At 69.2% G+C, this 20,617-nt stretch carries 23 protein-coding genes; 2 read left to right on the top strand and 21 right to left on the bottom strand.

Features of this window, described 5'->3' with window-relative positions:
• Positions 1 to 7: 7 nt before the first annotated feature.
• Positions 8 to 220 (top strand): hypothetical protein, encoded by a 213-nt coding sequence (locus ASF43_RS30915; RefSeq protein ID WP_156373452.1) that lies wholly within the window; start codon positions 8 to 10, stop codon positions 218 to 220.
• A gap of 104 nt (positions 221 to 324) precedes the next feature.
• Here ASF43_RS30915 and ASF43_RS21010 read toward each other — a convergent pair whose 3' ends face one another.
• The 13 genes from ASF43_RS21010 to ASF43_RS20950 all read right to left on the bottom strand — a co-directional run bounded on the left by ASF43_RS21010 (position 325) and on the right by ASF43_RS20950 (position 11,008).
• On the bottom strand, positions 325 to 1,104 hold the full coding sequence (locus ASF43_RS21010) for a GntR family transcriptional regulator (RefSeq protein WP_056185118.1): 780 nt from the start codon (positions 1,102 to 1,104) through the stop codon (positions 325 to 327).
• A 36-nt stretch (positions 1,105 to 1,140) separates the two neighbouring features.
• On the bottom strand, positions 1,141 to 1,812 hold the full coding sequence (locus ASF43_RS21005; protein WP_056185113.1) for an HAD family phosphatase: 672 nt from the start codon (positions 1,810 to 1,812) through the stop codon (positions 1,141 to 1,143).
• A gap of 4 nt (positions 1,813 to 1,816) precedes the next feature.
• A complete protein-coding gene (locus ASF43_RS21000) occupies positions 1,817 to 2,308 on the bottom strand; it encodes a YchJ family protein (protein WP_162241838.1) in 492 nt (163 codons plus the stop codon).
• Positions 2,305 to 3,435, bottom strand: a complete 1,131-nt coding sequence (locus tag ASF43_RS20995; RefSeq protein ID WP_056185112.1) for an acyl-CoA dehydrogenase family protein — start codon at positions 3,433 to 3,435, stop codon at positions 2,305 to 2,307. The genes ASF43_RS21000 and ASF43_RS20995 overlap by 4 nt, the downstream gene beginning before the upstream one ends.
• A gap of 161 nt (positions 3,436 to 3,596) precedes the next feature.
• Entirely contained in the window at positions 3,597 to 4,859 is a 1,263-nt protein-coding gene (locus ASF43_RS20990; protein ID WP_156373451.1) for a glutamate carboxypeptidase, read from the bottom strand.
• A 43-nt stretch (positions 4,860 to 4,902) separates the two neighbouring features.
• Positions 4,903 to 5,532: a pyridoxamine 5'-phosphate oxidase family protein gene (locus ASF43_RS20985; protein WP_056185111.1), complete on the bottom strand. Its 630-nt coding sequence runs from the start codon at positions 5,530 to 5,532 to the stop codon at positions 4,903 to 4,905.
• A 7-nt stretch (positions 5,533 to 5,539) separates the two neighbouring features.
• Positions 5,540 to 6,211, bottom strand: coding sequence for an SDR family oxidoreductase (locus ASF43_RS20980; RefSeq protein WP_056185108.1), 672 nt, complete (start codon positions 6,209 to 6,211; stop codon positions 5,540 to 5,542).
• Complete coding sequence (locus tag ASF43_RS20975) at positions 6,211 to 6,801, bottom strand: Uma2 family endonuclease (RefSeq protein ID WP_056185106.1); 591 nt, start codon at positions 6,799 to 6,801, stop codon at positions 6,211 to 6,213. The genes ASF43_RS20980 and ASF43_RS20975 overlap by 1 nt, the downstream gene beginning before the upstream one ends.
• Before the next feature lie 8 nt (positions 6,802 to 6,809).
• The gene (locus ASF43_RS20970) at positions 6,810 to 8,003 is read right to left on the bottom strand and encodes an acetyl-CoA C-acyltransferase (protein ID WP_056185103.1); all 1,194 of its coding nucleotides are present in this window, start codon (positions 8,001 to 8,003) and stop codon (positions 6,810 to 6,812) included.
• A 36-nt stretch (positions 8,004 to 8,039) separates the two neighbouring features.
• Complete coding sequence (gene can, locus ASF43_RS20965; protein WP_056185100.1) at positions 8,040 to 8,732, bottom strand: carbonate dehydratase; 693 nt, start codon at positions 8,730 to 8,732, stop codon at positions 8,040 to 8,042.
• Positions 8,733 to 8,836: 104 nt separating this feature from the next.
• Complete coding sequence (locus tag ASF43_RS20960; RefSeq protein WP_056185096.1) at positions 8,837 to 10,015, bottom strand: isovaleryl-CoA dehydrogenase; 1,179 nt, start codon at positions 10,013 to 10,015, stop codon at positions 8,837 to 8,839.
• 33 nt (positions 10,016 to 10,048) lie between these two features.
• The gene (locus tag ASF43_RS20955; protein ID WP_056185092.1) at positions 10,049 to 10,501 is read right to left on the bottom strand and encodes a PaaI family thioesterase; all 453 of its coding nucleotides are present in this window, start codon (positions 10,499 to 10,501) and stop codon (positions 10,049 to 10,051) included.
• 72 nt (positions 10,502 to 10,573) lie between these two features.
• Complete coding sequence (locus ASF43_RS20950) at positions 10,574 to 11,008, bottom strand: MerR family DNA-binding transcriptional regulator (protein WP_056185089.1); 435 nt, start codon at positions 11,006 to 11,008, stop codon at positions 10,574 to 10,576.
• Positions 11,009 to 11,107: 99 nt separating this feature from the next.
• Between ASF43_RS20950 and ASF43_RS20945 the strand changes: the two genes are divergently transcribed.
• A complete protein-coding gene (locus ASF43_RS20945) occupies positions 11,108 to 12,166 on the top strand; it encodes an MBL fold metallo-hydrolase (RefSeq protein WP_056185087.1) in 1,059 nt (352 codons plus the stop codon).
• Between the two features lie 7 nt (positions 12,167 to 12,173).
• Here the strand turns inward: ASF43_RS20945 and ASF43_RS20940 are convergent, their stop codons facing one another.
• From ASF43_RS20940 to ASF43_RS20905, 8 genes are all read right to left on the bottom strand, one after another.
• Positions 12,174 to 12,785, bottom strand: a complete 612-nt coding sequence (locus tag ASF43_RS20940; protein WP_056185084.1) for a hypothetical protein — start codon at positions 12,783 to 12,785, stop codon at positions 12,174 to 12,176.
• A gap of 22 nt (positions 12,786 to 12,807) precedes the next feature.
• Complete coding sequence (locus tag ASF43_RS20935) at positions 12,808 to 13,677, bottom strand: M48 family metallopeptidase (protein WP_056185733.1); 870 nt, start codon at positions 13,675 to 13,677, stop codon at positions 12,808 to 12,810.
• 11 nt (positions 13,678 to 13,688) lie between these two features.
• Positions 13,689 to 14,423: a 1-acyl-sn-glycerol-3-phosphate acyltransferase gene (locus tag ASF43_RS20930; protein ID WP_056185731.1), complete on the bottom strand. Its 735-nt coding sequence runs from the start codon at positions 14,421 to 14,423 to the stop codon at positions 13,689 to 13,691.
• Positions 14,423 to 14,998: a D-glycero-beta-D-manno-heptose 1,7-bisphosphate 7-phosphatase gene (gene gmhB, locus ASF43_RS20925; protein WP_056185081.1), complete on the bottom strand. Its 576-nt coding sequence runs from the start codon at positions 14,996 to 14,998 to the stop codon at positions 14,423 to 14,425. The genes ASF43_RS20930 and gmhB overlap by 1 nt, the downstream gene beginning before the upstream one ends.
• A 7-nt stretch (positions 14,999 to 15,005) precedes the next feature.
• The gene (gene glyS, locus ASF43_RS20920; RefSeq protein ID WP_056185078.1) at positions 15,006 to 17,132 is read right to left on the bottom strand and encodes a glycine--tRNA ligase subunit beta; all 2,127 of its coding nucleotides are present in this window, start codon (positions 17,130 to 17,132) and stop codon (positions 15,006 to 15,008) included.
• Positions 17,133 to 17,134: 2 nt separating this feature from the next.
• Positions 17,135 to 18,049 carry a glycine--tRNA ligase subunit alpha gene (gene glyQ, locus ASF43_RS20915; protein ID WP_056185075.1) on the bottom strand — a complete coding sequence of 305 codons (915 nt, stop codon included), beginning with the start codon at positions 18,047 to 18,049 and terminating at the stop codon, positions 17,135 to 17,137.
• 69 nt (positions 18,050 to 18,118) lie between these two features.
• Positions 18,119 to 19,666: an apolipoprotein N-acyltransferase gene (gene lnt / locus ASF43_RS20910; RefSeq protein ID WP_056185072.1), complete on the bottom strand. Its 1,548-nt coding sequence runs from the start codon at positions 19,664 to 19,666 to the stop codon at positions 18,119 to 18,121.
• On the bottom strand, positions 19,663 to 20,553 hold the full coding sequence (locus ASF43_RS20905) for an HlyC/CorC family transporter (RefSeq protein ID WP_056185069.1): 891 nt from the start codon (positions 20,551 to 20,553) through the stop codon (positions 19,663 to 19,665). The genes lnt and ASF43_RS20905 overlap by 4 nt, the downstream gene beginning before the upstream one ends.
• Positions 20,554 to 20,617: the final 64 nt, after the last annotated feature.

Here is a 20,617-nt window from a genome sequence, read left to right as displayed (position 1 = left end):
GCGACACATGGACACGAAACGCTGGACGGTCCGCGTGAGCCGGACCTTGCACGACAAGCAGGTCGCCGTTTTTGATTTGGGGCCGCATCGCTTCAAGCTGTGGGCCCGCGCCGTGGCCTGGCTGGAAACGAGCGCAGGGCACCCGTTCCGTCAAACAGCGCAAGTGCTCGAAGCATCTGGCGAAAGACCCCCACCGGGTCGGGATCCGTGGGGCGACTGAGCCGGCTTGCAAGCCCGAGGGCGCGCGTTGCGACACATGGACTCGCAAGCTTGCGCGCGGCGCCCGAGAGACGGTGCGATGCAGGGGCCGAAGGCCGGATGGGCTCAGGCCCGGCGCAACTTCAGCACCAGACTGAAATGCGCCGTCGGATACAGATTGCAGGACACCTCCACGATCTTGCCCGTCGTGAGCTGGTAGGTCCGCACCACCTCGATCACCGTGCTGCCCTGCGCCAGCTCCAGCCGACCCGCCAACCCCTCGGGCACCTGGCGCGCATTCACGCGCTGCTCCACCTCGGCCACGCGCTCGCCGTACATGTCCTCGATCATTTCGTAGAGCGGGCGCTCGCGCCGGCCCACCAGGCGACCAATGCCGGCCACGTCTTCGTGCAGGTAGACGAGCGTCCAGAACACGGGCGCCGTGCCCAGCTCGCCGTAGCGGTAGGCCTCGATGCGCAGCCAGCGCTGGCCGACCTTGCTGTGAAGGCGCGGGGCGAGTTCGGCGTCGACCGCGACCATCTCGCTGCTGACGATGTCCCAGCGCGGGGCCGAGTACTGCGACAGGTCGGCAATCGTGCCGGTCTCGTGGATATAGGACGTGGAGCGCTCGGGCGCGACGACGATAGTGCCCGAGCCCTGGCGCGAGGCCACCAGGCCGCTGGCGCGCAGCTCGCGCAGCGCCTCGCGCACGGTGTGGCGGCTCAAGCGGAAGCGCTCGGACAGCTCGACCTCGGTCGGCAGGTGCTGGCCAACGGCATGCACGCCCTTCACGATCTCGTCGCGCAGCACAGCGACCACCTGTTTGTACAGCGGCCCGTGGCTGCGGCTGAAGGCCGCGGCGGCGGCGTCGGCACGCGGGGCCGGCGTCTTTTTGCGGGTGCTCATGGCCGCTTGGCTGGCTGGGGATGCCGGTGCGCGCGGCTAGGCCGGCGCGCCCAGCAGCGCGGGCAGCTGCGCCATGTCGGTGAACACCTGCGCGGCGCCCACGGCCATCAGCGATTCCACCGTGCTGTGGCCGGGCCCGCCGGGGCTGTAGCCGAACACCGTGGCGCCCGCGGCCACGCCGGCGGTGACGCCGGTGACCGTGTCTTCGACCACGGCGCAGCGCCGCGGGTCCACACCCAGTGCGGCGGCCGCGGCCAGGTACACATCGGGTGCGGGCTTGGAGCGCGGCATCTCATGGCCGCTGAAGACACGGCCCTCGAAAAACGGCATCAGGCCGACCTTTTCCAGCTGCAGCTCGACCTTGTGCCGGTCGGCACCCGAGGCGCAGGCGATGCGGCCGCTGAAGTGTGCGTGCACGGCCTTGACGGCGGCGTGGATGTTGGGGATGGCCTGCAGCTGCGCGACCAGCGCGTCGTTGCGGCGCTGGCGGAAGGTGGCCATCCATGCCTCGGTCATCTTGAAGCCGGTGCGGGCCTCGATGGTGCCCACTTCGTCCATCACGGCCTTGCCGACGAACTGGGCCATGCACTGCTCCACCGTCATGACCCAGCCCAGCTCGCCGAGCATGTCGCGCAGCACGCCGTTGGTGAGGGGCTCGCTGTCGACCAGCACGCCGTCGCAGTCGAACAGCACCGCTTCGAAATTCATCCGTTCATCCTTTGTTGATCTCGATCGCGTCGAGGTAGTACCAGCGGCCGTCTTCGCGCACGAAGCGGCTGCGTTCACTGAGCCGGTGCGCCCGTCCGCCCGCGTCGCGCTGGCGCGCGACGAAGGCCACCTCGGCATGGTCGGCATCGACCGCCTTGCGGTCTTTCACTTCCAGGCCCAGCCAGCGCACGCCGGCGTCGAAGTCCAGCGTGGCCGGCCGGCGGCTGACGTGCCAGGTGGCCAGCAGGTAGTCGGCGCGCGCGCGCACGAAGGCCGTGTAGCGCGAGCGCATGAGCGACTCGGCGTCGGGCGCGGGCAGGCCGGCCCAGTCGTCGAGGTAGCGGCCGCAGCATTGCGCGTAGGCCAGTGGGCGCTGGCGCGCATCGAGGCGACCGCAATCGCAAACCGCCAGCGCCGCCCGGCCGCCCGAAGGCGCTGGCGCGCCCCCTCGGGGGGCAGCGATACGCGAAGCGATGAGCGTGGGGGCCTCCTTCATGCCAATGCGCGCTGGATCAGGATCTTCTGCACGTCGCTCGTGCCCTCGTAGATCTGGCAGACGCGCACGTCGCGGTAGATGCGCTCGACCGGGAAGTCGCTCACGATGCCGTAGCCGCCCAGCGTCTGGATGGCCGCGCTGCACACGCGCTCGGCCATCTCGCTGGCGAACAGCTTGGCCATGGCGGCCTCTTTCAAACACGGCAGGCCGGCGTCGCGCAGGCTGGCCGCATGCCAGACCAGCTGGCGCGCGGCCTCGATCTGCGTGGCGCAGTCGGCCAGCCGAAAGCCCACGGCCTGGTGCTGGAAGATCGGCTGGCCGAAGCTTTCGCGCTCTTTGGCGTAGGCCAGCGCCGCATCGAACGCGCTGCGCGCCATGCCCACGCTTTGCGCGGCGATGCCGATGCGCCCGCCTTCCAGCGCGCCCAGCGCGATCTTGTAGCCCTCGCCCTCGGCGCCGATCAGGTGGTCGGCCGGGATGCGGCAGTTCTCGAAGTTGATCTGCGCCGTGTCGCTGCTGTGCTGGCCCAGCTTGTCTTCCAGACGCGCCACGATGTAGCCCGGTGTGTCGGTGGGCACGAGGAAGGCGCTCATGCCCTTCTTGCCCGCCCCCTTGTCGGTGACGGCGATCACGATGGCCACGTGGCCGTTCTTGCCGCTGGTGATGAACTGCTTGACGCCGTCGATCACATAACCATCGCCATCCCTGCGCGCCGTGGTGCGCAGGGCCGATGCATCGCTGCCCACGTGGGGCTCCGTGAGGCAGAACGCACCCAGCATCTTCCCTTGCGCCAGCGGCGTGAGCCAGCGCTTCTTCTGCGCCTCATTGCCGTAGCGCATGAGGATGGCGTTGACGGGGCAGTTGGTCACGCTGATGACGGTGCTGGTGCCGCCGTCGCCGGCCGCGATCTCCTCGAGCACCAGCGCCAGGCTCAGGTAGTCCATGGCGGCGCCGCCATATTCCTCGGGCACGCAGATGCCATAGGCGCCGAGTGCGGCCAGGCCCTGGTGGGCGTCCTTGGGAAAATGGTGTTCGCGGTCCCAGCGCGCGGCGTGGGGCCACAGCTCGGCCTGCGCAAAGTCGCGCACGGCTTCGCGGATGGCCTGGTGGTCGGGGGTGAGCAGCATGGGGGATCGTCTCCGGTGGGGTGGCGCCATGCGTGGCGCCTGTGCATTGATGGTATCTGCGGGTTGCTGCAGGCCTGCCAGACATGCGCCATCGTTCGGCCAGGCGCGTTCGTCAGACCGCCGGTGATGTCGGCGCGCGCTGCAGCGCCGCCCCAACCGCGTCAGCGGCCCCGCGCCAGGTCCATGACCATGCGCACAGACAGGTAGAGCCGGCGCGGCACGGCGCCGATGTCCACGTACTCGGCGTCGTTGCTGTGGTAGCCGAAGCCGGGCAGGCCCATGCTCTCGATCACGGGCTTGCCGGACAGCGCGGCATAGGCCGCGTCCGTGCCGCCGCCGGTGCGCTCGGTCACGCCGATGTCGGCCCCGGCCTCCTTGTAGATGGCCACGGCCTTGTCGACCAGCAGCTTGCCGGCCGGGCCCGCGTCGAACGCCGGACGGCCTCTGTTGACGACGATGTCCACCTCGGCAGCCGGCAGCTTCTTCTGCTGTGCGCGCTCCTTCAGCGTGGCGACGGTGGCATCGAAGTCGGCATTGCGCACATAGCGCATGTCGGCGTTCAGCGTGGCGCTGTCGGGGATCACGTTGTTGACGGCGCCGGCCTTGGCGATGGTCCAGTTGAAGCGCAGGCCGCGCGCCTTGTCGTCCAGGTCCAGCGTGCGGCGCACCAGGTCGGCGGCCTCGACCAGCGCGTTCACGCCCAGCTCGGGCGCAGCACCGGCGTGCGAGGCCTTGCCCTTGATGTTGGCGATCACGTAGGCGATGCCGGAGGTGCCCAGCGCAAAGCTCTCCTTGCCGGCCGCCGTGGGCTCGTACGACAGCACGACGTCGGCCTTGGCCGCCTCGGCCTGGATCAGGTCGCGTGAGCCCAGCGAGCCCTTCTCTTCGTCGGTGTTGAACAGCACGGTGAGCGTGCCGAAGTCCTGGAAGTTGCGCGCCTTCAGCAGCTTGAGCGTGTGCAGGATGACGGCCACGCCGCCCTTGTCGTCGGCGATGCCGGGGCCGAAGGCCTTGTCGCCCTCGACGCGGAACGGCGCCTTGGCCAGCATGCCGCGCGGGTAGACGGTGTCCATGTGCGCCATCAGCAACAGGTTCTTGCCGCCGCGGCCCTTCATGCTGGCGACCAGGTTGTCGCCAATGGCCAGGCCTGCCGCCTTGTGGCGCGTGACGGTGAGGCCGTGGGCCTGCAGTTGTTGCTCCAGGAACCGCCCGGCCTCCGCCATGCCTTCGGCGTCGCCGGTGCCGGTCTCGATGTTGACGAGTTGCTCCAGCGTCTTGACGAGCGCGGGCCGCTCGTCCGTGGCCGCCTGGAACAGCGCCTCGTCGCGCGGCTGGGCTAGCGCGTGCGGGCTGCCGGCGGCGAGCAGCAGGCCGGCGAGCAGCGCGCGCCCGAAGGCGGCGCGCAGAGGGGCGAGGCGGTGCATGGTGGTGTCTCCTGTTGTTGTGGTGGTGGCTTTGGGAAGTAGTTCAGGCGGAAGGCAGCCGCTCGGCTGCCAACTGCGACTCATAGCGCGCGCGCATGGCCTGGGCGGACTCGGTCACCGGGCCGGCATCGGTCTGGTCGTGGATCATCTGGTTCATGCTGGGCAGCACCTCGCGTGCGGGCCAGGTGGACGGCTGCCAGAGCTGCGAGCGCATGAAGGCTTTGGCGCAGTGCAGGTAGACCTCCTGCACGGCGACCTCGATGACGAGCTTGGGGCGCTGGCGTTCCTGGTCGAAGCGCTCCGTGAACGCGGGCTCGTCGCGCAGGCGCGCGCGGCCGTTCACGCGCAGGGTCTCTTCCACATTCGGGATCAGGAAGATCAGCGCCAGGCGCGGGTCGGCCAGCAGGTTCTCCAGCGTGTCGAGCCGGTTGTTGCCACCCGCGTCGGGCAGCAGCAGCATGCGCTCGTCGGCCACCTTCACGAAGCCGGGCGCGCCGCCGCGCGGCGAGGCGTCGAGCAGGCCGCCGTGCACACCGCCGGTGGCGACGACGCAGAAGGGCGACAGGGCGATGAAGCGGCGCGCATGCGGGTCGAGCCGCGTCAGTTGCTTGCGCAGCGCCCGCTCGCCGGGGGCGGCGTACAGGCCGCGCAGCTGCGCCAGGGTTTCGATCATGCGGCGCTCACCAGGTCTTGAAGGGCGTGCCGTCGTAGTCGAGGAACGCGCCGCGCTGCTGCGGCGTCAGCGCCTCCAGCGCGGCGCGCATGGCGGTGACGCTGGTCTCGGGGGTCAACGTGGCGTCGGCCCCGCCCATGTCGGTTTGCACCCAACCCGGCGAGATGGCGACCATGACGGCCTGCGGGTAGTCGTGCTGCGCCGTGGCCACCACCATGTTCAGCGCGGCCTTGCTCACGCGGTAGGCCCAGGCGTAGCTGGACTCCACGCCATCGATGCGGCCCATGGCGCTGGTGATGAACGCGAAGCGGCCGCGCGGCTGCGGCTCGACCAGCGGCGCGACCTGCGGGATGACCTGCATCGCGCCCAGCACGTTGGTGTGCATGACGCGGTCGAAGTCTTCCTGCGTGGGTGGCGTGCGCGCGTCGGCCGTGGCATAGACGCCGGCCACGTACAGCGCCAGGTCGATCTTCTCGCCGTCCAGCTGCCAGGCCAGGCCGCTCAGGCTGCCCGGGTCGGCCACGTCGATGCGCAGCGGGATGGCGCCTAGCGTCTTCAGACGCGCCAGGCCCTCGTCGTCGCGCGCCGTGGCGATCACGCGCTCGCCGGCCTCGCGGTACTGGCGCACGAATTCAAGGCCGATGCCGCGCGAGGCGCCGATGATGAGGATGGTGGACATCAGAGGGTCTCCTTGTGGTTGGGCGTGTCGCCCTCCAGGTCTGCGAACAGGTCGGCGGCGGGCAGCGTCAGCGCCACGCTCGCCAGGGCCACGGCTTGGTCGCCGCTGAACGGGTGCAGCACCCACAGGCCGTCCGCGCCCTTGCGGTAGACGTCGGTGGCGCGGCGGTCGATGTCGACCAGCACGAATTCCTCCAGGCTGGCGATGCGGCGGTAGTGGGCGAACTTGTCGCCGCGGTCGTAGGCTGCGGTGCTGGGGGACAGCACTTCGACGAGCAGCAGTGGCGCAGATTTGGACAAGCGGTTGGCTTCGTCGGCCGGGTCCCAGGTGACCATCAGGTCGGGATAGAAGTAGGCGTTGGCGGTGGCGACATGCAGGCGCACGTCGCTCATGTAGGCGTGGCACGGGCCGCCACGCAGATGCTGGCGCAAGGCGATGTACAGGTTGCCCGCCACGGTGGCATTGCGGTCTTCGCCACCTGCCATGCCGAAGACCTCGCCGTCGATGTACTCGTGGCGCTCGGGCTGGGCCTGCTCCCAGTCCAGGTATTCCTCCGCGGTGAACCGCGGCTGAGGCTGCGGCCTGGCCATGGCAGGCCTCAGACCAGTTCCAGTGCCAGCGCCGTCGCCTCGCCCCCGCCGATGCACAGCGTGGCGATGCCGCGCTTCTTGCCGCGCGCCTGCAGTGCATGGATCAGCGTGACCATGATGCGCGCGCCGCTGGCGCCGATCGGGTGGCCCAGCGCGCAGGCGCCGCCGTTGACGTTGACGATGTCGTGCGACAGGCCGAGCTCGGTCATCAGCGCCATGGGCACGACGGCGAAGGCTTCGTTGACCTCCCACAGGTCGACGTCGGCCACGCTCCAGCCGGTCTTGGCCAACAGCTTCTGCACGGCGCCGACCGGGGCGGTGGCGAACCAGTTGGGTTCCTGCGCGTGCGTGGTGTGGCCCACGATGCGCGCGATGGGCTGGCTCCCCAGGCGCTTGGCCGTGGACTCACGCGCCATCACCAGCGCGGCCGCGCCGTCGTTGATGGAAGAGCTGGACGCGGCGGTGATGGTGCCGTCCTTCTTGAACGCGGGCTTGAGCGCGGGGATCTTGTCGAGCTTGATCTTGCCCGGGCCCTCGTCCACGCTGACGATGGTCTCGCCGTTGCGACCCTTGACGGTGACTGGCGCGATCTCCTTGGCGAACGCGCCGGACTGCGTGGCGGCCTGGGCGCGCTGCACGCTGGCGATGGCGAACTTGTCCTGCTCCTCGCGCGTGAAGCCGTACTTGGCAGCGCAATCCTCGCCGAAGGTGCCCATGGAGCGGCCGGGCTCGTAAGCGTCCTCCAGGCCGTCCAGCATCATGTGGTCCATCACGCGGTCGTGGCCAATGCGGATGCCGCTGCGGCCCTTCATCAGCAGGTGCGGCGCGTTGGTCATGCTCTCCATGCCGCCGGCCACCATCACCTCGTGCGTGCCGGCCAGCAGCATGTCGTGCGCCAGCATGGCGGCCTTCATGCCCGAGCCGCACATCTTGGACAAGGTGACCGCACCCGCGCCCTTGGGCAGCCCGCCCTTGAAGGCAGCCTGGCGCGCCGGGGCCTGGCCCTGGCCGGCCATCAGGCAGTTGCCGAACAGCACCTCCCCCACGGCGTCGGGCGAGATGCCGGCGCGCTCGACGGCGGCCTGGATCGCCACGCCGCCCAGGTCGTGCGCGGCCAGCGAGACGAAGTCGCCTTGGAAGCCGCCCATGGGCGTGCGCGCGGCGCCGAGGATCACGATGGGGTCTTGGGTTGCGGTGCTCATGTCGTCTCCTTCAAAGGTGGGTGGGTCGGAACGGGCTTATTCGTCGTCTTCTTCGGGCTGCGGCGGCTGGCCGCCATCCGCGCGCGGGTAGCGCTTGATGGCGGCGCGGAAGGTGTCGAGCAGCATCTCGGACCGGTCGATGCTGACCTGGAGGTCGTTGACCAGGCCGTCCTTCAGGCCGTAGCACCAGCCGTGGATGGTGAGCTGCTGGCCGCGCGCCCAGGCATCGCGCACGACGGTGGACTGGGCCACGTTCCCGACCTGCTCGATCACGTTGATCTCGCACAGCACGTCGTGCCGCGCCTGCTCGGTCGGCAGGTGGTCGATGCGCTTGCGGTGCCGCATGCGCAGGTCGGCGATGTGGGCCAGCCAGTTGTCGGCCAGGCCCACGCGCTGGCCCAGCAGCGCGGCGCGCACGCCGGCACAGCCGTAGTGGCCCGTGACCATGATGTGCTCCACGCGCAGGTGCTCGACGGCGAACTGGATGGTGGAGAGCGCGTTGAGGTCCGAATGCACGACCACGTTGGCCACGTTGCGGTGCACGAAGACCTCGCCCGGGTCCAGCCCGGTGATCTCGTTGGCCGGCACGCGGCTGTCGGCGCAGCCGATCCACATGTAGCGCGGCGTCTGCTGCTTGAGCAGGCTGGTGAAGAAGCCGGGGCGGTCCTTCTCCATCTGGGCAGCCCAGGCGCGGTTGTTGTCGAGCAGGTTTTGCAGTGAGGAAGTCATCGGCGTTCTCTTTCCGTGGCGCAGCGGTGAGGAGGGGGAAGCCTGCTGCGGCGCAACAATTTTCACACGCACGGGGCCACGCTGCTCGGCGTGGCCCCGGCGGCCTACATGGTCTCTGCGAAGAGCTCGCGGCCGATCAGCATGCGGCGGATCTCCGAGGTGCCGGCGCCGATCTCGTAGAGCTTGGCATCGCGCCAGAGCCGGCCCAGCGGGTATTCGTTGATGTAGCCGTTGCCGCCGAAGATTTGCACGCCCTCGCCGGCCATCCAGGTGGCCTTCTCGGCGGTCCACAGGATCACGCTGGCGCAGTCTTTTCGCACTTGGCGCACGTGCTCGCTGCCCAGCAGGTCCAGGTTCTTGGCCACGGTGTAGGCGAAGCTGCGGCCGGCCTGCAGCACGGTGTACATGTCGGCCACCTTGCCCTGGATCAGCTGGAACTCGCCGATGCTCTGGCCGAACTGCTTGCGGTCATGGATGTAGGGGACGACGTTGTCCATCACGCTCTGCATGATGCCCAGCGGCCCGCCGGTCAGCACGGCGCGCTCGTAGTCCAGCCCGCTCATGAGCACCTTGGCGCCGCCGTTCAACGCACCCAGCACGTTCTCGGCCGGCACCTCGACGTCCTGGAACACGAGCTCGCCGGTGTGGCTGCCGCGCATGCCCAGCTTGTCGAGCTTTTGCGCGATGGAAAAGCCTGGCATGCCCTTCTCGACGATGAAGGCGGTGACGCCGCGCGCGCCCATCTCGGGCTCGGTCTTGGCGTAGACGACCAGCGTGTCGGCGTCCGGGCCGTTGGTGATCCACATCTTGCTGCCGTTGAGCAGGTAGTAGCCGCCCTTGTCCTCGGCCTTGAGTTTCATGGAGATCACGTCGCTGCCGGCACCGGGCTCGCTCATGGCCAGCGCGCCCACATGCTCGCCGCTGATCAGCTTGGGCAGGTACTTCTGGCGCTGGGCATCGTTGCCGTTGCGCTTGAGCTGGTTCACGCACAGGTTGCTGTGCGCGCCGTACGACAGGCCGACCGAAGCGCTGGCGCGGCTGATTTCCTCCATCGCGATCATGTGGGCCAGGTAGCCCATGTTGGCGCCGCCATAGGCCTCGGGCGCCGTGATGCCCAGCACGCCCAGGTCGCCCATCTTGCGCCACAGGTCCATGGGGAACTGGTCGCTGCGGTCGATCTCGGCCGCGCGCGGGGCGATCTCGGCCTGCGCGAAGGCATGCACGGCCTCGCGCAGCGCGTCCACGTCTTCGCCGAGTTGGAAGTTGAGTCCGGGCAGGTTCATGTTGTCTCCTCGAAGGTGTTGCAAAAGCGACGGTCAGTACTGCATCGGCACCGGCGCCAGGGTCTGCTGCGACACGGCGCAGGCGGTCTCGCGGCCGTCTTCGGCCAGGTGCAGCACCTCGGCCGTGGTGACGATGACGCGCTGGCCGGCACGCACGACGCGGCCCGTGGCGCGCAGCTCGCCGCCCTGACGGGCCGCGAGAAAGTTGATCTTGTACTCCACGGTCACGACTTCCATGCCTGCGGGCACCACCGTCAGCGCGGCATAGCCGCCCGCGATGTCGGCCAGTGCGCCCATGGCGCCACCGTGGAAGCTGCCCTGCTGCTGGGTCACGCGGTCGGAGAACGGCAGCGCGATCTCGCACAGCCCTGGCTCCACGCGCAGCAGCCGCGCGCCCAGGTGGCGCATCATGCCCTGGCGCTCCAGGCTGGTCTGCACGCGCTGGAACAGCGCAGACGGCGCGATCGCATCGGAGTCGTGGGCCATGGAAATTGATTGACGTTTACGTAAACGTCAATCATAGCGAAGCGCGTGGCCCGCGGGAAGGGGCGCGAACCCTCAAGTCGCGGCGCGCGACTTGGCGAGCAGGCCGCGCGCCTCTCTCTCATGCGCCTTCACCTCATCCAGATTGGCCAGCAGCTCGGCCAGCTGCTCCTCCAGCGCCTGCCGGTGCGCGGCCAGCACGGCCAGGAACTTCTGAAGTTGCGGGCCCGTGTCGCGCGGGCTGTCGTACATGTCGATGATCTCGCGCGCCTCGCTCAGCGACAGGCCCAGCCGCTTGGCGCGCAGCGTGAGTTTGAGGCGGGTGCGGTCGCGCGCGCTGTAGACACGGATGCGGCCGCCGGGCCCGGCGCGCTCCGGTTGCAGCAGGCCCATGTCCTCGTAGAAGCGGATCGCGCGCGTGGTCAGGTCGAACTCCTGCGCCAGGTCGCTGATGCTGTAGGCGCTGGCCGCTGGGGCGGCGGCGGGCGGGGGAGCGGGTTTGGCGGGCATTGCGGAGGTGACAGGCGAATTGGATGCGGATTTCTACAATGGCTGCGATTACAGATGACGTTTACGTAAACGTCAACACCAACCCGGTAGCCCTCCGCCATGAACGCACTCGAAAGCCAGCTGCACTACCCCTTTGGCGACCAGTTGCCCGCGCCGGGCACGACGATGGAAGTCGCGCCGGGCGTGCGCTGGATCCGCATGGCGCTGCCGTTCGCGCTGGACCACATCAACCTGTGGCTGCTGCGGGACGCGGTCGACGGCCGCGACGGCTGGACGGTGGTGGACTGCTGCATTGCGCGCGACGAAGCCAAGGCGCAGTGGGAAGCGGTCTTCGCGAACGAGCTGGAAGGCCTGCCCATCCTGCGCGTGATCGTGACGCACATGCACCCCGACCACATCGGCCTGGCGCACTGGCTGTGCGCGCGCTGGAACGCGCCGCTGTGGATCAGCGCGACCGACTACACCGTGGCCCGGCTCAACACGCTGGGCACCAGCGGCAATGGCGGCGAGGCGGCGGCGCAGTTCTTCCGCCAGCACGGCCTGGCCGACGAGGAGGCGCTGCACAAGGTGCGTGGCCGCTCGAACTACTACGCCGACATGGTGCCGGACGTGCCGCGCAGCTACGTCCGGCTGCTCGACGGCGGCACGGTGACCATCGGAGGCCGCGCCTGGCGCTGCATCAGCGGCTACGGCCATGCGCCCGAGCACATCGCACTCTCCTGCGACGCCGACAAGCTGCTGATCGGCGGCGACATGATGCTGCCGCGCATCTCCACCAATGTGAGCGTCTACGACAACGAGCCCGAGGCGAACTCGCTGCAGCTGTTCCTAGACTCGATCGACAAGTTCGCGCCGCTGGCCGATGACACGCTGACGCTGCCGGCCCACGGCAAGCCCTTCCGTGGCCTGCACACGCGCATCGGGCAATTGCACACGCACCATCGCGAGCACCTGGCGCGCGTGCTGCAGGCCTGCGCGAGCGAAGGGCCGCGCACGGCGGCCGACATCCTGCCCGTGCTTTTCACGCGCAAGCTGGACCTGCACCAGACCACGTTTGCCATGGGCGAGGCCATCGCCCATCTGCACAAGCTGTGGTTCGACGGCCAGCTGCGCCGCGAGCGCAGCGGCGACGGCGTCTACCGCTTCGGGCTGGCCTGAGGGGCGGTCAGCCCGCCATCAAGGCTGCGTAGGCCCGCGCCGTCTGCGGCGATACCGCGGCCAGCACCTGGGCGTGGGCCGTCTGGTGCCGCATGACGAGCCGTGCATCGGCTAGCGCCCTGGAGCGGCAGAACCAGTGGCAGGTGTGCTGCATGAGCAGCAGCTCGGCCGTCATCTGGTGCGCCTGGGCCTTCTCGTCCAGGCCGCGCACATTGGCGGCGACTTCGGCAATGCCGCGTGCGTGGATCGCGAAGGCCTCGCGCACGTCGAACATCCGATAGCGCGGCAGAAGTTGCTGCGCGTAGGGAATCCAGAACGCCAGCTTGCTGACCTGCGCTTGCGGCGCCGGCATGCCAGCCACGTCCTTGGCGAAGCTTTCGAACTGCGCGGCCAGCGTCTGCTCGGTGCCGGCCAGCACGCCGCGGATCTGCGCGCGGCGTTCGGCGCCCTCCTCGCCCAGCCAGCGCAGGTAGCCGTCGGTCAGCGCCTCCATCTGGCGCTCGATCTGGTACTTGCCCAGGTAGCTGCCCAGCAGCGCGATGCGGGCCTGCTGCTCACGCGAGCGCAGCACGGACGCAGCGACGGCCAGCAGGGCCAGCAGAAAGAGGAGCTCGGTCATGCGGCGGCCCGGTGCAGTCGTGTCATTGCCATTGCGGAATCAGTTCGTCCTTGAGTTGCCCGCGCAGCTGGGCGTAGTCGGGCACCACGGTGGCGACCGTGTCCCAGAAGCGCGGGCTGTGGTCCATCACACGCAGGTGGCTGAGCTCGTGCACGACCACGTAGTCGATCACGGGCAGCCGGAAGTGGATCAACCGCCAGTTCAGGCGGATCGAACCGTCGGCACTCGCGCTGCCCCAGCGCGTGCCGGCGCTGGACAGGCGCAGCCGCGTCCATTGCACGCCGACCTGTGGCGCGTAGTGCTGCAGCCGCTCGATGAACAGGCTCCTAGCCTGGCGCATGAGCCAGGCCTGCACGGCGTCGCGGATCTGGTCGGGCGAGGCGCTGTGCGGCAGCGCCAGCTGCAGCAGCCCTGCTTCAGCCTGGAGCACGGCTGCGCCGCCGCGCTGTGCGGGCTCCAGCGCCAGACGCAGCGTGCCGCCCAGGTAGGGCAGCTCGGCGCCGTCCTTCCACTCGATGCGGGCGGTCGCCATGCGCTGCTGGCGTTCGCGCGCCTGGCCGAGCTTCTTGACGATCCAGCCGCCCTTCTCGCGCACGGCGGCGTCGACCTCGGCCAGCGGCACCCAGCGCGGCGCGCTGACGACCAGGCCATCGGGACCGACGACGAAGCCGATGGTGCGGCGCTTGGCGCGCTTGAATTCATAGCCGACCACGGCGCCAGGCAACTGGGCCTGGCGCGTGGCGCGTGGGTGCTGGAACTGCACGGGCGCCAGTTCCTGCGCGATCGGCACGGCCGGCACGGCGGGGACCAGCGAGACCGGCGGCGGCCGGGGCGCCGGCGCGGTCGTGGGCGCATCGAACAGGTCGAGCGTCAGCTGCACGAGCCGCTGCATGGACGCCAGGCTCACCGGTAGGCGTCCGGGTCCAGCCGGCGCATCTCGGCCTCGATCCAGGCCTGCACCTCGCGCATCAGCTCGTCGGCGTGGCGGCCGGTCGTGGGGATGGGCTTGCCGATGGAGATGTCGACGATGCCGGGCCGCTTGACGAAAGCCTTGCGCGGCCAGCACTTGGCCGAGGTCACGGCGATCGGGATCACGGGTGCGCCGCAGGCGATCGCCAGCCGCGTGCCGCCGGACTTGTACTGCCCGGCTTCGCCGCGCGGGATGCGTGTGCCCTCGGGGAACATGATGACCCAGTTGCCCTGCTTGAGCAGCCGGCGGCCCTGCTGCACGACCTTGGCGAACGCTCGCGGACCCTGCTTGCGGTCGATGTGGATCATGTCCATGCGCGCCATGGACCAGCCGAAGAACGGGATGTAGAGCAATTCGCGCTTGAAGACGTAGGCCAGGGGGTGCGGCATGATGGCCGGCATTACCAGTGTCTCCCAGGTCGACTGGTGCTTGACCAGCAGCACCGCCGGCGCCGTGGTGCCGATGGGCAAGTTCTCGTAGCCTGTGATGCGGTTGCGGATGCCCAGGATCCACTGGCCGCCATTTACGGCGACCTTGAGCCAGCCGGCGCAGATCCAGTACATGCGCGTGCTGTTCACGAACAGCGACGCGATGATGGCGAAGGTGGCCCAGGGGATGATGGTGACCACCATCCAGAGCAGGTGCAGCACGGAGCGGATCCACGCAATCATGGGCTGGGCGCCTTCTTTTGCAGCATCTCGCGCGCCGTGATGAACTCGGCGAACGCCATCAGGTCCAGGTGCACGATGGTGCCGGGCGGGAACTCGGGCGGCAGGTCTGCGCCACGGAAGCGCTCGGCCTTGCCGGTCAGCACCAGGTGCGGCTCGCAGCCGGCTGCGGCGCCAGCCTGCAGGTCGCGCACGCTGTCGCCCGTGGTCGGCACGCCCTTCAAGTCCACACCCAGGCGCTCGCCGATCTGCTCGAACAATCCGGGCTTGGGCTTGCGGCAGGCGCAGCCCTCGTCGGGCGCGTGCGGGCAATAGAACACCGCGTCCACACGCCCGCCCAGCGCGGCCAGCTGCTTGTGCATCTTGGTGTGCATGGCATTGAGCGAGACCACGTCGAACAAGCCACGCCCCAGGCCGGACTGGTTGGTCGCGATCACCACGTGCCAGCCGGCATGGTTCAGCTTGGCGATGGCCTCCAGCGCGCCGGGCAGCGGGATCCACTCGTCGGCGGTCTTGACGAATTCGTCGCTGTCCTCGTTGATGGTGCCGTCGCGGTCGAGGATCACGAGTTTCATGGTGTGCCTAGCTGGCCAGACGGGACAGGTCGGCCACGCGGTTCATCGCCGCATGCAGCGACTTGAGCAGGCCCTGGCGGTTCAGCCGCAGGTCGGGCTCGTCCGCGTTGACCATCACGCCGTCGAAGAACGCGTCGACCGGCGCGCGCAACGCGGCCAGGGTTTGCAGCGAGGCCGTGTAGTCGCCGGCCTGGAACTGCGCATCGGCCTGTGGCACGACGGCGTTCATGGCGGCAAACAGCGCCTGCTCGGCCGGCTCGCGGAGCAGCACTTCGCTGACATGGGCATCGACCTCGCCGGCCTTCTTCAGGATGTTGGCGATGCGCTTGTTGGCCGCGGCCAGCGCGGGCGCCTCGGGCAGGGCCGCAAAGGCGCGCACGGCGGCCAGGCGGCTCGGGATGGTGGACCAGTCGCCGAGCTGCTGGGCGTGGATCGCGGCATCGACCTCGGCGGCGGAGTAACCGCCGTCGCGCAGCGACCCCTTCAGGCGCTCGACCATGAAGTCGTCCAGCGCTGCGGCGGCGTCCTGCACCAGGCCGGGGGGGAAGGCGTCGAAGGCCATGCGTGTCAGCGCGGAGGCGGACAGCGCAAGCCGGCTCTCGACCAGCATGCGCGCCACGCCCAGCGCATGGCGGCGCAGCGCAAACGGGTCCTTGTCGCCGGTGGGCAGGTTGCCAATGCCGAACATGCCGGCCAGCGTCTCCAGCTTGTCGGCCAGCGCGACCGCGATGCCGACCGGGTTGCGCGGCAGGCTGTCGCCGGCGAAGCGCGGCTTGTAGTGGTCTTCGATGGCGTCGGCCACGTCCGCCGGCAGGCCGTCGTGCAGCGCGTAGTAGCGGCCCATCGTGCCCTGCAGCTCGGGGAACTCGCCCACCATGTCGGTCACGAGATCGGTTTTGGCCAAGGTGGCCGCAGTGTCGGCCGCCTGCGCCAATGCATCGCCGCCGAGCTGCTGGGCGATGGCCCGCGCGATGCTGCGCACACGCTCCACGCGCTCGCCCTGCGTGCCGAGCTTGTTGTGGTAGACCACCTTGCCAAGGCTGTCCACGCGCGAGGCCAGCGTGCGCTTGCGGTCCTGGTCAAAGAAGAACTTGGCGTCGGCCAGCCGCGGGCGCACCACGCGCTCATTGCCGCCGATGACGGCGCTCGCGTCCGCCGGGCTGATGTTGCTGACGACCAGGAACTTGTTCGTGAGCTTGCCGGCCGCGTCGAGCAGCGGGAAGTACTTCTGGTTGGCCTTCATCGTGAGGATCAGGCATTCCTGCGGCACTTCGAGGAACTCGGGCTCGAAGCTGCAGACCAACACGTTGGGCCGCTCGACCAGGGCCGTGACCTCGTCCAGCAGTGCGTCGTCCTCGATGGCGCGCGCGCCGCCGCCGACCTGGGCCGCGGCTGCGGCGAGCTGCTGCACGATGGCGCCCTTGCGGGCATCGAAGCCGGCGATCACGGCGCCGTCGCGCGCCAGCACGTCGGCGTAGCTGTCGGCGTCCGGCAGCACGACCGGCGATTGGGAGGCCTCGAAGCGGTGGCCCTGCGTGGTGTTGCCGGCGTTCAGGCCCAGGGCCTGCACCGGCACGACCTCGCTGCCGTGCAGGGCGACGAGGCCATGGGCCGGCCGCACGAAGCTGACCGTCGTCCAGCCCGGCAGTTCGCAGCCCGATTCGAGCTGGTAGCCCATGACCTTGGGAATCGGCAGCTTGGCGATCGCGTCGAGCAAGGCTTTTTGCAGCCCGTCGACCAGCGACACGCCAGGTGCGATGCTGTCGTGGAACAGGGCTTCGGCCTTGCCGTCCGGGCGGCGCTGCAGCAGCGGCACGGCGGAGGCGTCGGCACCCAGCGCAGCCAGGCGCTTAAGCAGCGCTGGCGTGGGCTGACCCGCGGCGTCCAGGCCGACGGCGACCGGCATGAGCTTTTGCGATTGCGGCTTGTCGGCGGCGCGCGCGAGCACGGCCGTGACATGGGCGGCCAGGCGACGCGGCGAGGCGAAGGTGGTCAGCATCGCATCGGCACCGGCCAGGCCCTGGGCCTTGAGCTGCTCGAGCAACTGGCCGCCGAACGCATCGCCCAGCTTGCGCAGGGCCTTGGGTGGCAGTTCTTCGACGAAGAGCTCAACGAGAAGGTTCTGTGCAGTCATGTTCAGGCCGCCGCCTTGTCTTTCTTCGGAATCTGCGCGACCCACTCGCGCGGCGCCATCGGGAAGCCCAGGCGCTCGCGGCTGTCGTAGTAGCTCTGCGCCACGGCGCGCGCGAGGTTGCGGATGCGGCCGATGTAGGCCGCGCGTTCGGTCACGCTGATCGCGCCGCGCGCGTCCAGCAAATTGAAGCTGTGCGCGGCCTTGAGCACCTGCTCGTAGGCCGGCAAGGCGAGCTGCTGCGCCATCAGGTGCTTGGCTTGCTTCTCGTGCGCGGTGAAGGCCGTGAACAGGAAGTCGGCGTCGCTGTGCTCGAAGTTGTAGGTGGACTGCTCCACCTCGTTCTGCTTGTAGACATCGCCATAGCTGAGACCTTCCGTCCACTTGAGGTTGTAGACGTTGTCCACGCCCTGCAGATACATGGCCAGGCGCTCCAGGCCGTAGGTGATCTCGCCCGTGATGGGCTTGCAGTCGATGCCGCCGACCTGCTGGAAGTAGGTGAACTGCGTGACCTCCATGCCGTTGAGCCAGACCTCCCAGCCCAGGCCCCAGGCGCCCAGCGTGGGATTTTCCCAGTCGTCCTCGACGAAGCGGATGTCGTTCTTTTTCAGATCGAAGCCCAGCGCCTGCAGTGAGCCCAGGTACAGCTCCAGGATGTTGGACGGCGCGGGCTTGAGCACCACCTGGTACTGGTAGTAGTGCTGCAGGCGGTTCGGGTTCTCGCCGTAGCGGCCGTCCTTGGGGCGGCGGCTGGGTTGCACGTAGGCCGCCTTCCACGGCTCGGGGCCGAGCGCACGCAGGAAGGTGGCGGTGTGCGACGTGCCGGCGCCGACCTCCATGTCATAGGGCTGCAGCAGGGCGCAGCCCTGGTCGGCCCAGTACGCCTGCAGCTTGAGGATGATTTGTTGGAATGACAGCATCGGTGCGTGGGCCAGGCCTTGCGGCCGGCAGAAGACGTGGGCGCCGGAGTGCGCGAAAAACAGCGGATTTTACGGGGCGCGTCGGCGCGCCCACAGCGCCAATGCCAGCACGGCCAGCGCGCTGCCCCACAGCGGCGCCAATCCGGCGCGCGACACCCACCACGCGAACGGCGTGATGTCGCTGCGGCCGCGCACTTCGCCGGTGAGCACGCCGCGCGTGAGGCGCGGCAGGCTGTGCGTGACGCGGCCCTGCGCATCGATGATGGCCGTCGCGCCAGTGTTGGTCGCGCGCAGCATGGGCCGGCGGAATTCCAGGCTGCGCATGCGCGAGATCGCCAGATGCTGGTCGATCGCGATGCTGTCGCCGAACCAGCCGATGTTGCTCATGTTCACGAAGATGGTCGGCGCCTTCGCGGGGTCGATGAAGCGCGCGCCCAGCTCCTCGCCGAACAAGTCCTCATAGCAGATGTTGGGCGCCAGCCGGTGCGGCCCCAGCACCAGCGAGGCCTGGCCCACGTCGCCGCGCCGGAAGTCGCCCAGGGGAATGTTCATGAGCTCTGTGAACCAGCGGAACAGCGGCGGGATGAACTCGCCGAAGGGCACGAGGTGGTGCTTGGCGTATTCGTACGGTGCGGGCCTGCCGGGCTGGAAGCCGACCGCGGCGTTGATGTAGCCGTCCGTCATGCTGCCCATGGGCAGACCGACCAGCGCGGTCTGCGAGCCGGTGGCAAAGCGCTCCTGCAAGGCCTGCCAATAGCCCAGCGGCAGTTGCTCGGGCAGCAGCGGCAGCGCAGTCTCGGGCGCGACGACCAGCGGGCTGCGCGACTGCTGCAGTTGCTGGCCGTACCAGAGCAGCGACTGCTCGATGCCCGTGCCGGGCTGGAACTTCTCGTCCTGCGGGATGTTGCCCTGCAGCAGGCTCACCGTCAGCGGCGGCGACATCGCAGGCGCCGCATCCACGGGCGCGCGCCAGTGCAGCAGGGCCGCCACGCCGGCCAGGGCCAGCAAGGCGACGCCGGCCCCCACGCGGCCCGCACCCGGCGCCCTGGCGGCGAGCCGGGCCAGCAGCGCCGCCACGAACGCAGCGACTGCGGTGATGCCGTAGACGCCGATCCAGGGCGCGAGCGCGGCCAGTGGGCCGTCGACATGGGCGTAGCCCGCGGCACCCCACGGAAAGCCGGTGAACAGCAGGCCGCGGCACAGCTCGGCCAACGTCCACAGCGCAGCCCACAGGCCCGCGCGCAGCACGGCGTTCTGCACGCGGCAATGGCGCGCCAGCGCAGCCGCACCCGCGTAGTACAGCGCCAGCGCCGCCGCCAGGCTGCCGACCGCCAGCACGGCCAGCACGGCGGGCAGGCCGCCATACACATGCAGCGAGATGAACAGCCACCAGAAGATGCCCGCGAGCCATGCAAGCGCGAAGGCGAAGGCGCGTAGCGCGGCCATGCGCACGCTGGATGCGCCATCGACCAGGCGGACCAGCACTGCCATCGCGAGCAACTGCAGCCACCACTGCGGCTGGCCGTCCCACGGCGCCGCGATGGACATGGCATGGCCGCCGCCGGCCACGAGCGCGCACAGCGCCGCCAGCCAGACGCCCATCCGTCCGCGCGTCATCCGGTGTTGTCGTCGGCTTCGGTCGCGGGCGAGACCTTGAACCAGCGTACGGCGCCGCCCTTGGTGTGCAGCACGAGGAAGTTCAGCCCGGCCAGCACGTGGTGTTCGCCGCGCTTGGGCACATGGCCCATCGCGTGCGCGATCAGGCCGCCGATGGTGTCGAAGTCCTCGTCGCCCGAGGCGTCCTGCAGCTTGACCGCGAAGGCTTCCTCGACGCGCTCGACCGGCGTGTCGCCGCTGACCCGGTAGGTGTGGTCGGCCAGGCCGAAGATGTCGCCGTGGTCTTCGACGATGTCGAACTCGTCCTCGATCTCGCCGACGATCTGCTCCAGCACGTCTTCGATGGTGATCAGACCGGCCACGCGGCCGAATTCGTCGATCACCACAGCCAGATGGTTGCGGTTGCCGCGGAACTCGCGCAGCAGGTCGTTCAAGCCCTTGCTCTCGGGCACGAACACCGCCGGGCGCAGCAGCGCGCGCAGGTTCAGTTCGGGGGCACGCTGCAGCTTCAGGAGGTCCTTGGCCAGCAGGATGCCGATGATGTTTTCCTTCTCGCCCTCGAACACCGGAAAGCGCGAGTGCGCGGTGTCGATCACGACATGCAGCAGCTCTTCGTAAGGCGCGTCGATGTTCAGGCAGTCCATGCGCGTGGCCGCCACCATCACGTCGCCGGCCGTCATGTCGGCCATGCGGATCACACCTTCGAGCATGACGCGCGAGTCCGGCCCGATGATCTCGTTGTGCTCCGCCTCGTTCAGTGTCTCGATCAATTCCGCCCGCGAATCCGGTCCAGGGTGGATGAATTCGGCCAGCTTCTGCAGGAAGCTGCGCTTGTCTTCACGCTCGGGCATGCCCGAAGAAGAACGCGCAGGATAGGGGTCTGACACAGACGGGGGCGCAGGACATGCGGTTGTGGATGAACTGCAAGGATAGCGGATCGCCAGCCGGCGC

The organism is Pseudorhodoferax sp. Leaf267, assembly GCF_001422405.1.
Lineage (GTDB): Bacteria > Pseudomonadota > Gammaproteobacteria > Burkholderiales > Burkholderiaceae_C > Pseudorhodoferax.
Note: the sequence above shows the minus strand (reverse complement) of the source record. Positions and strands in the feature narration are given on the sequence as shown.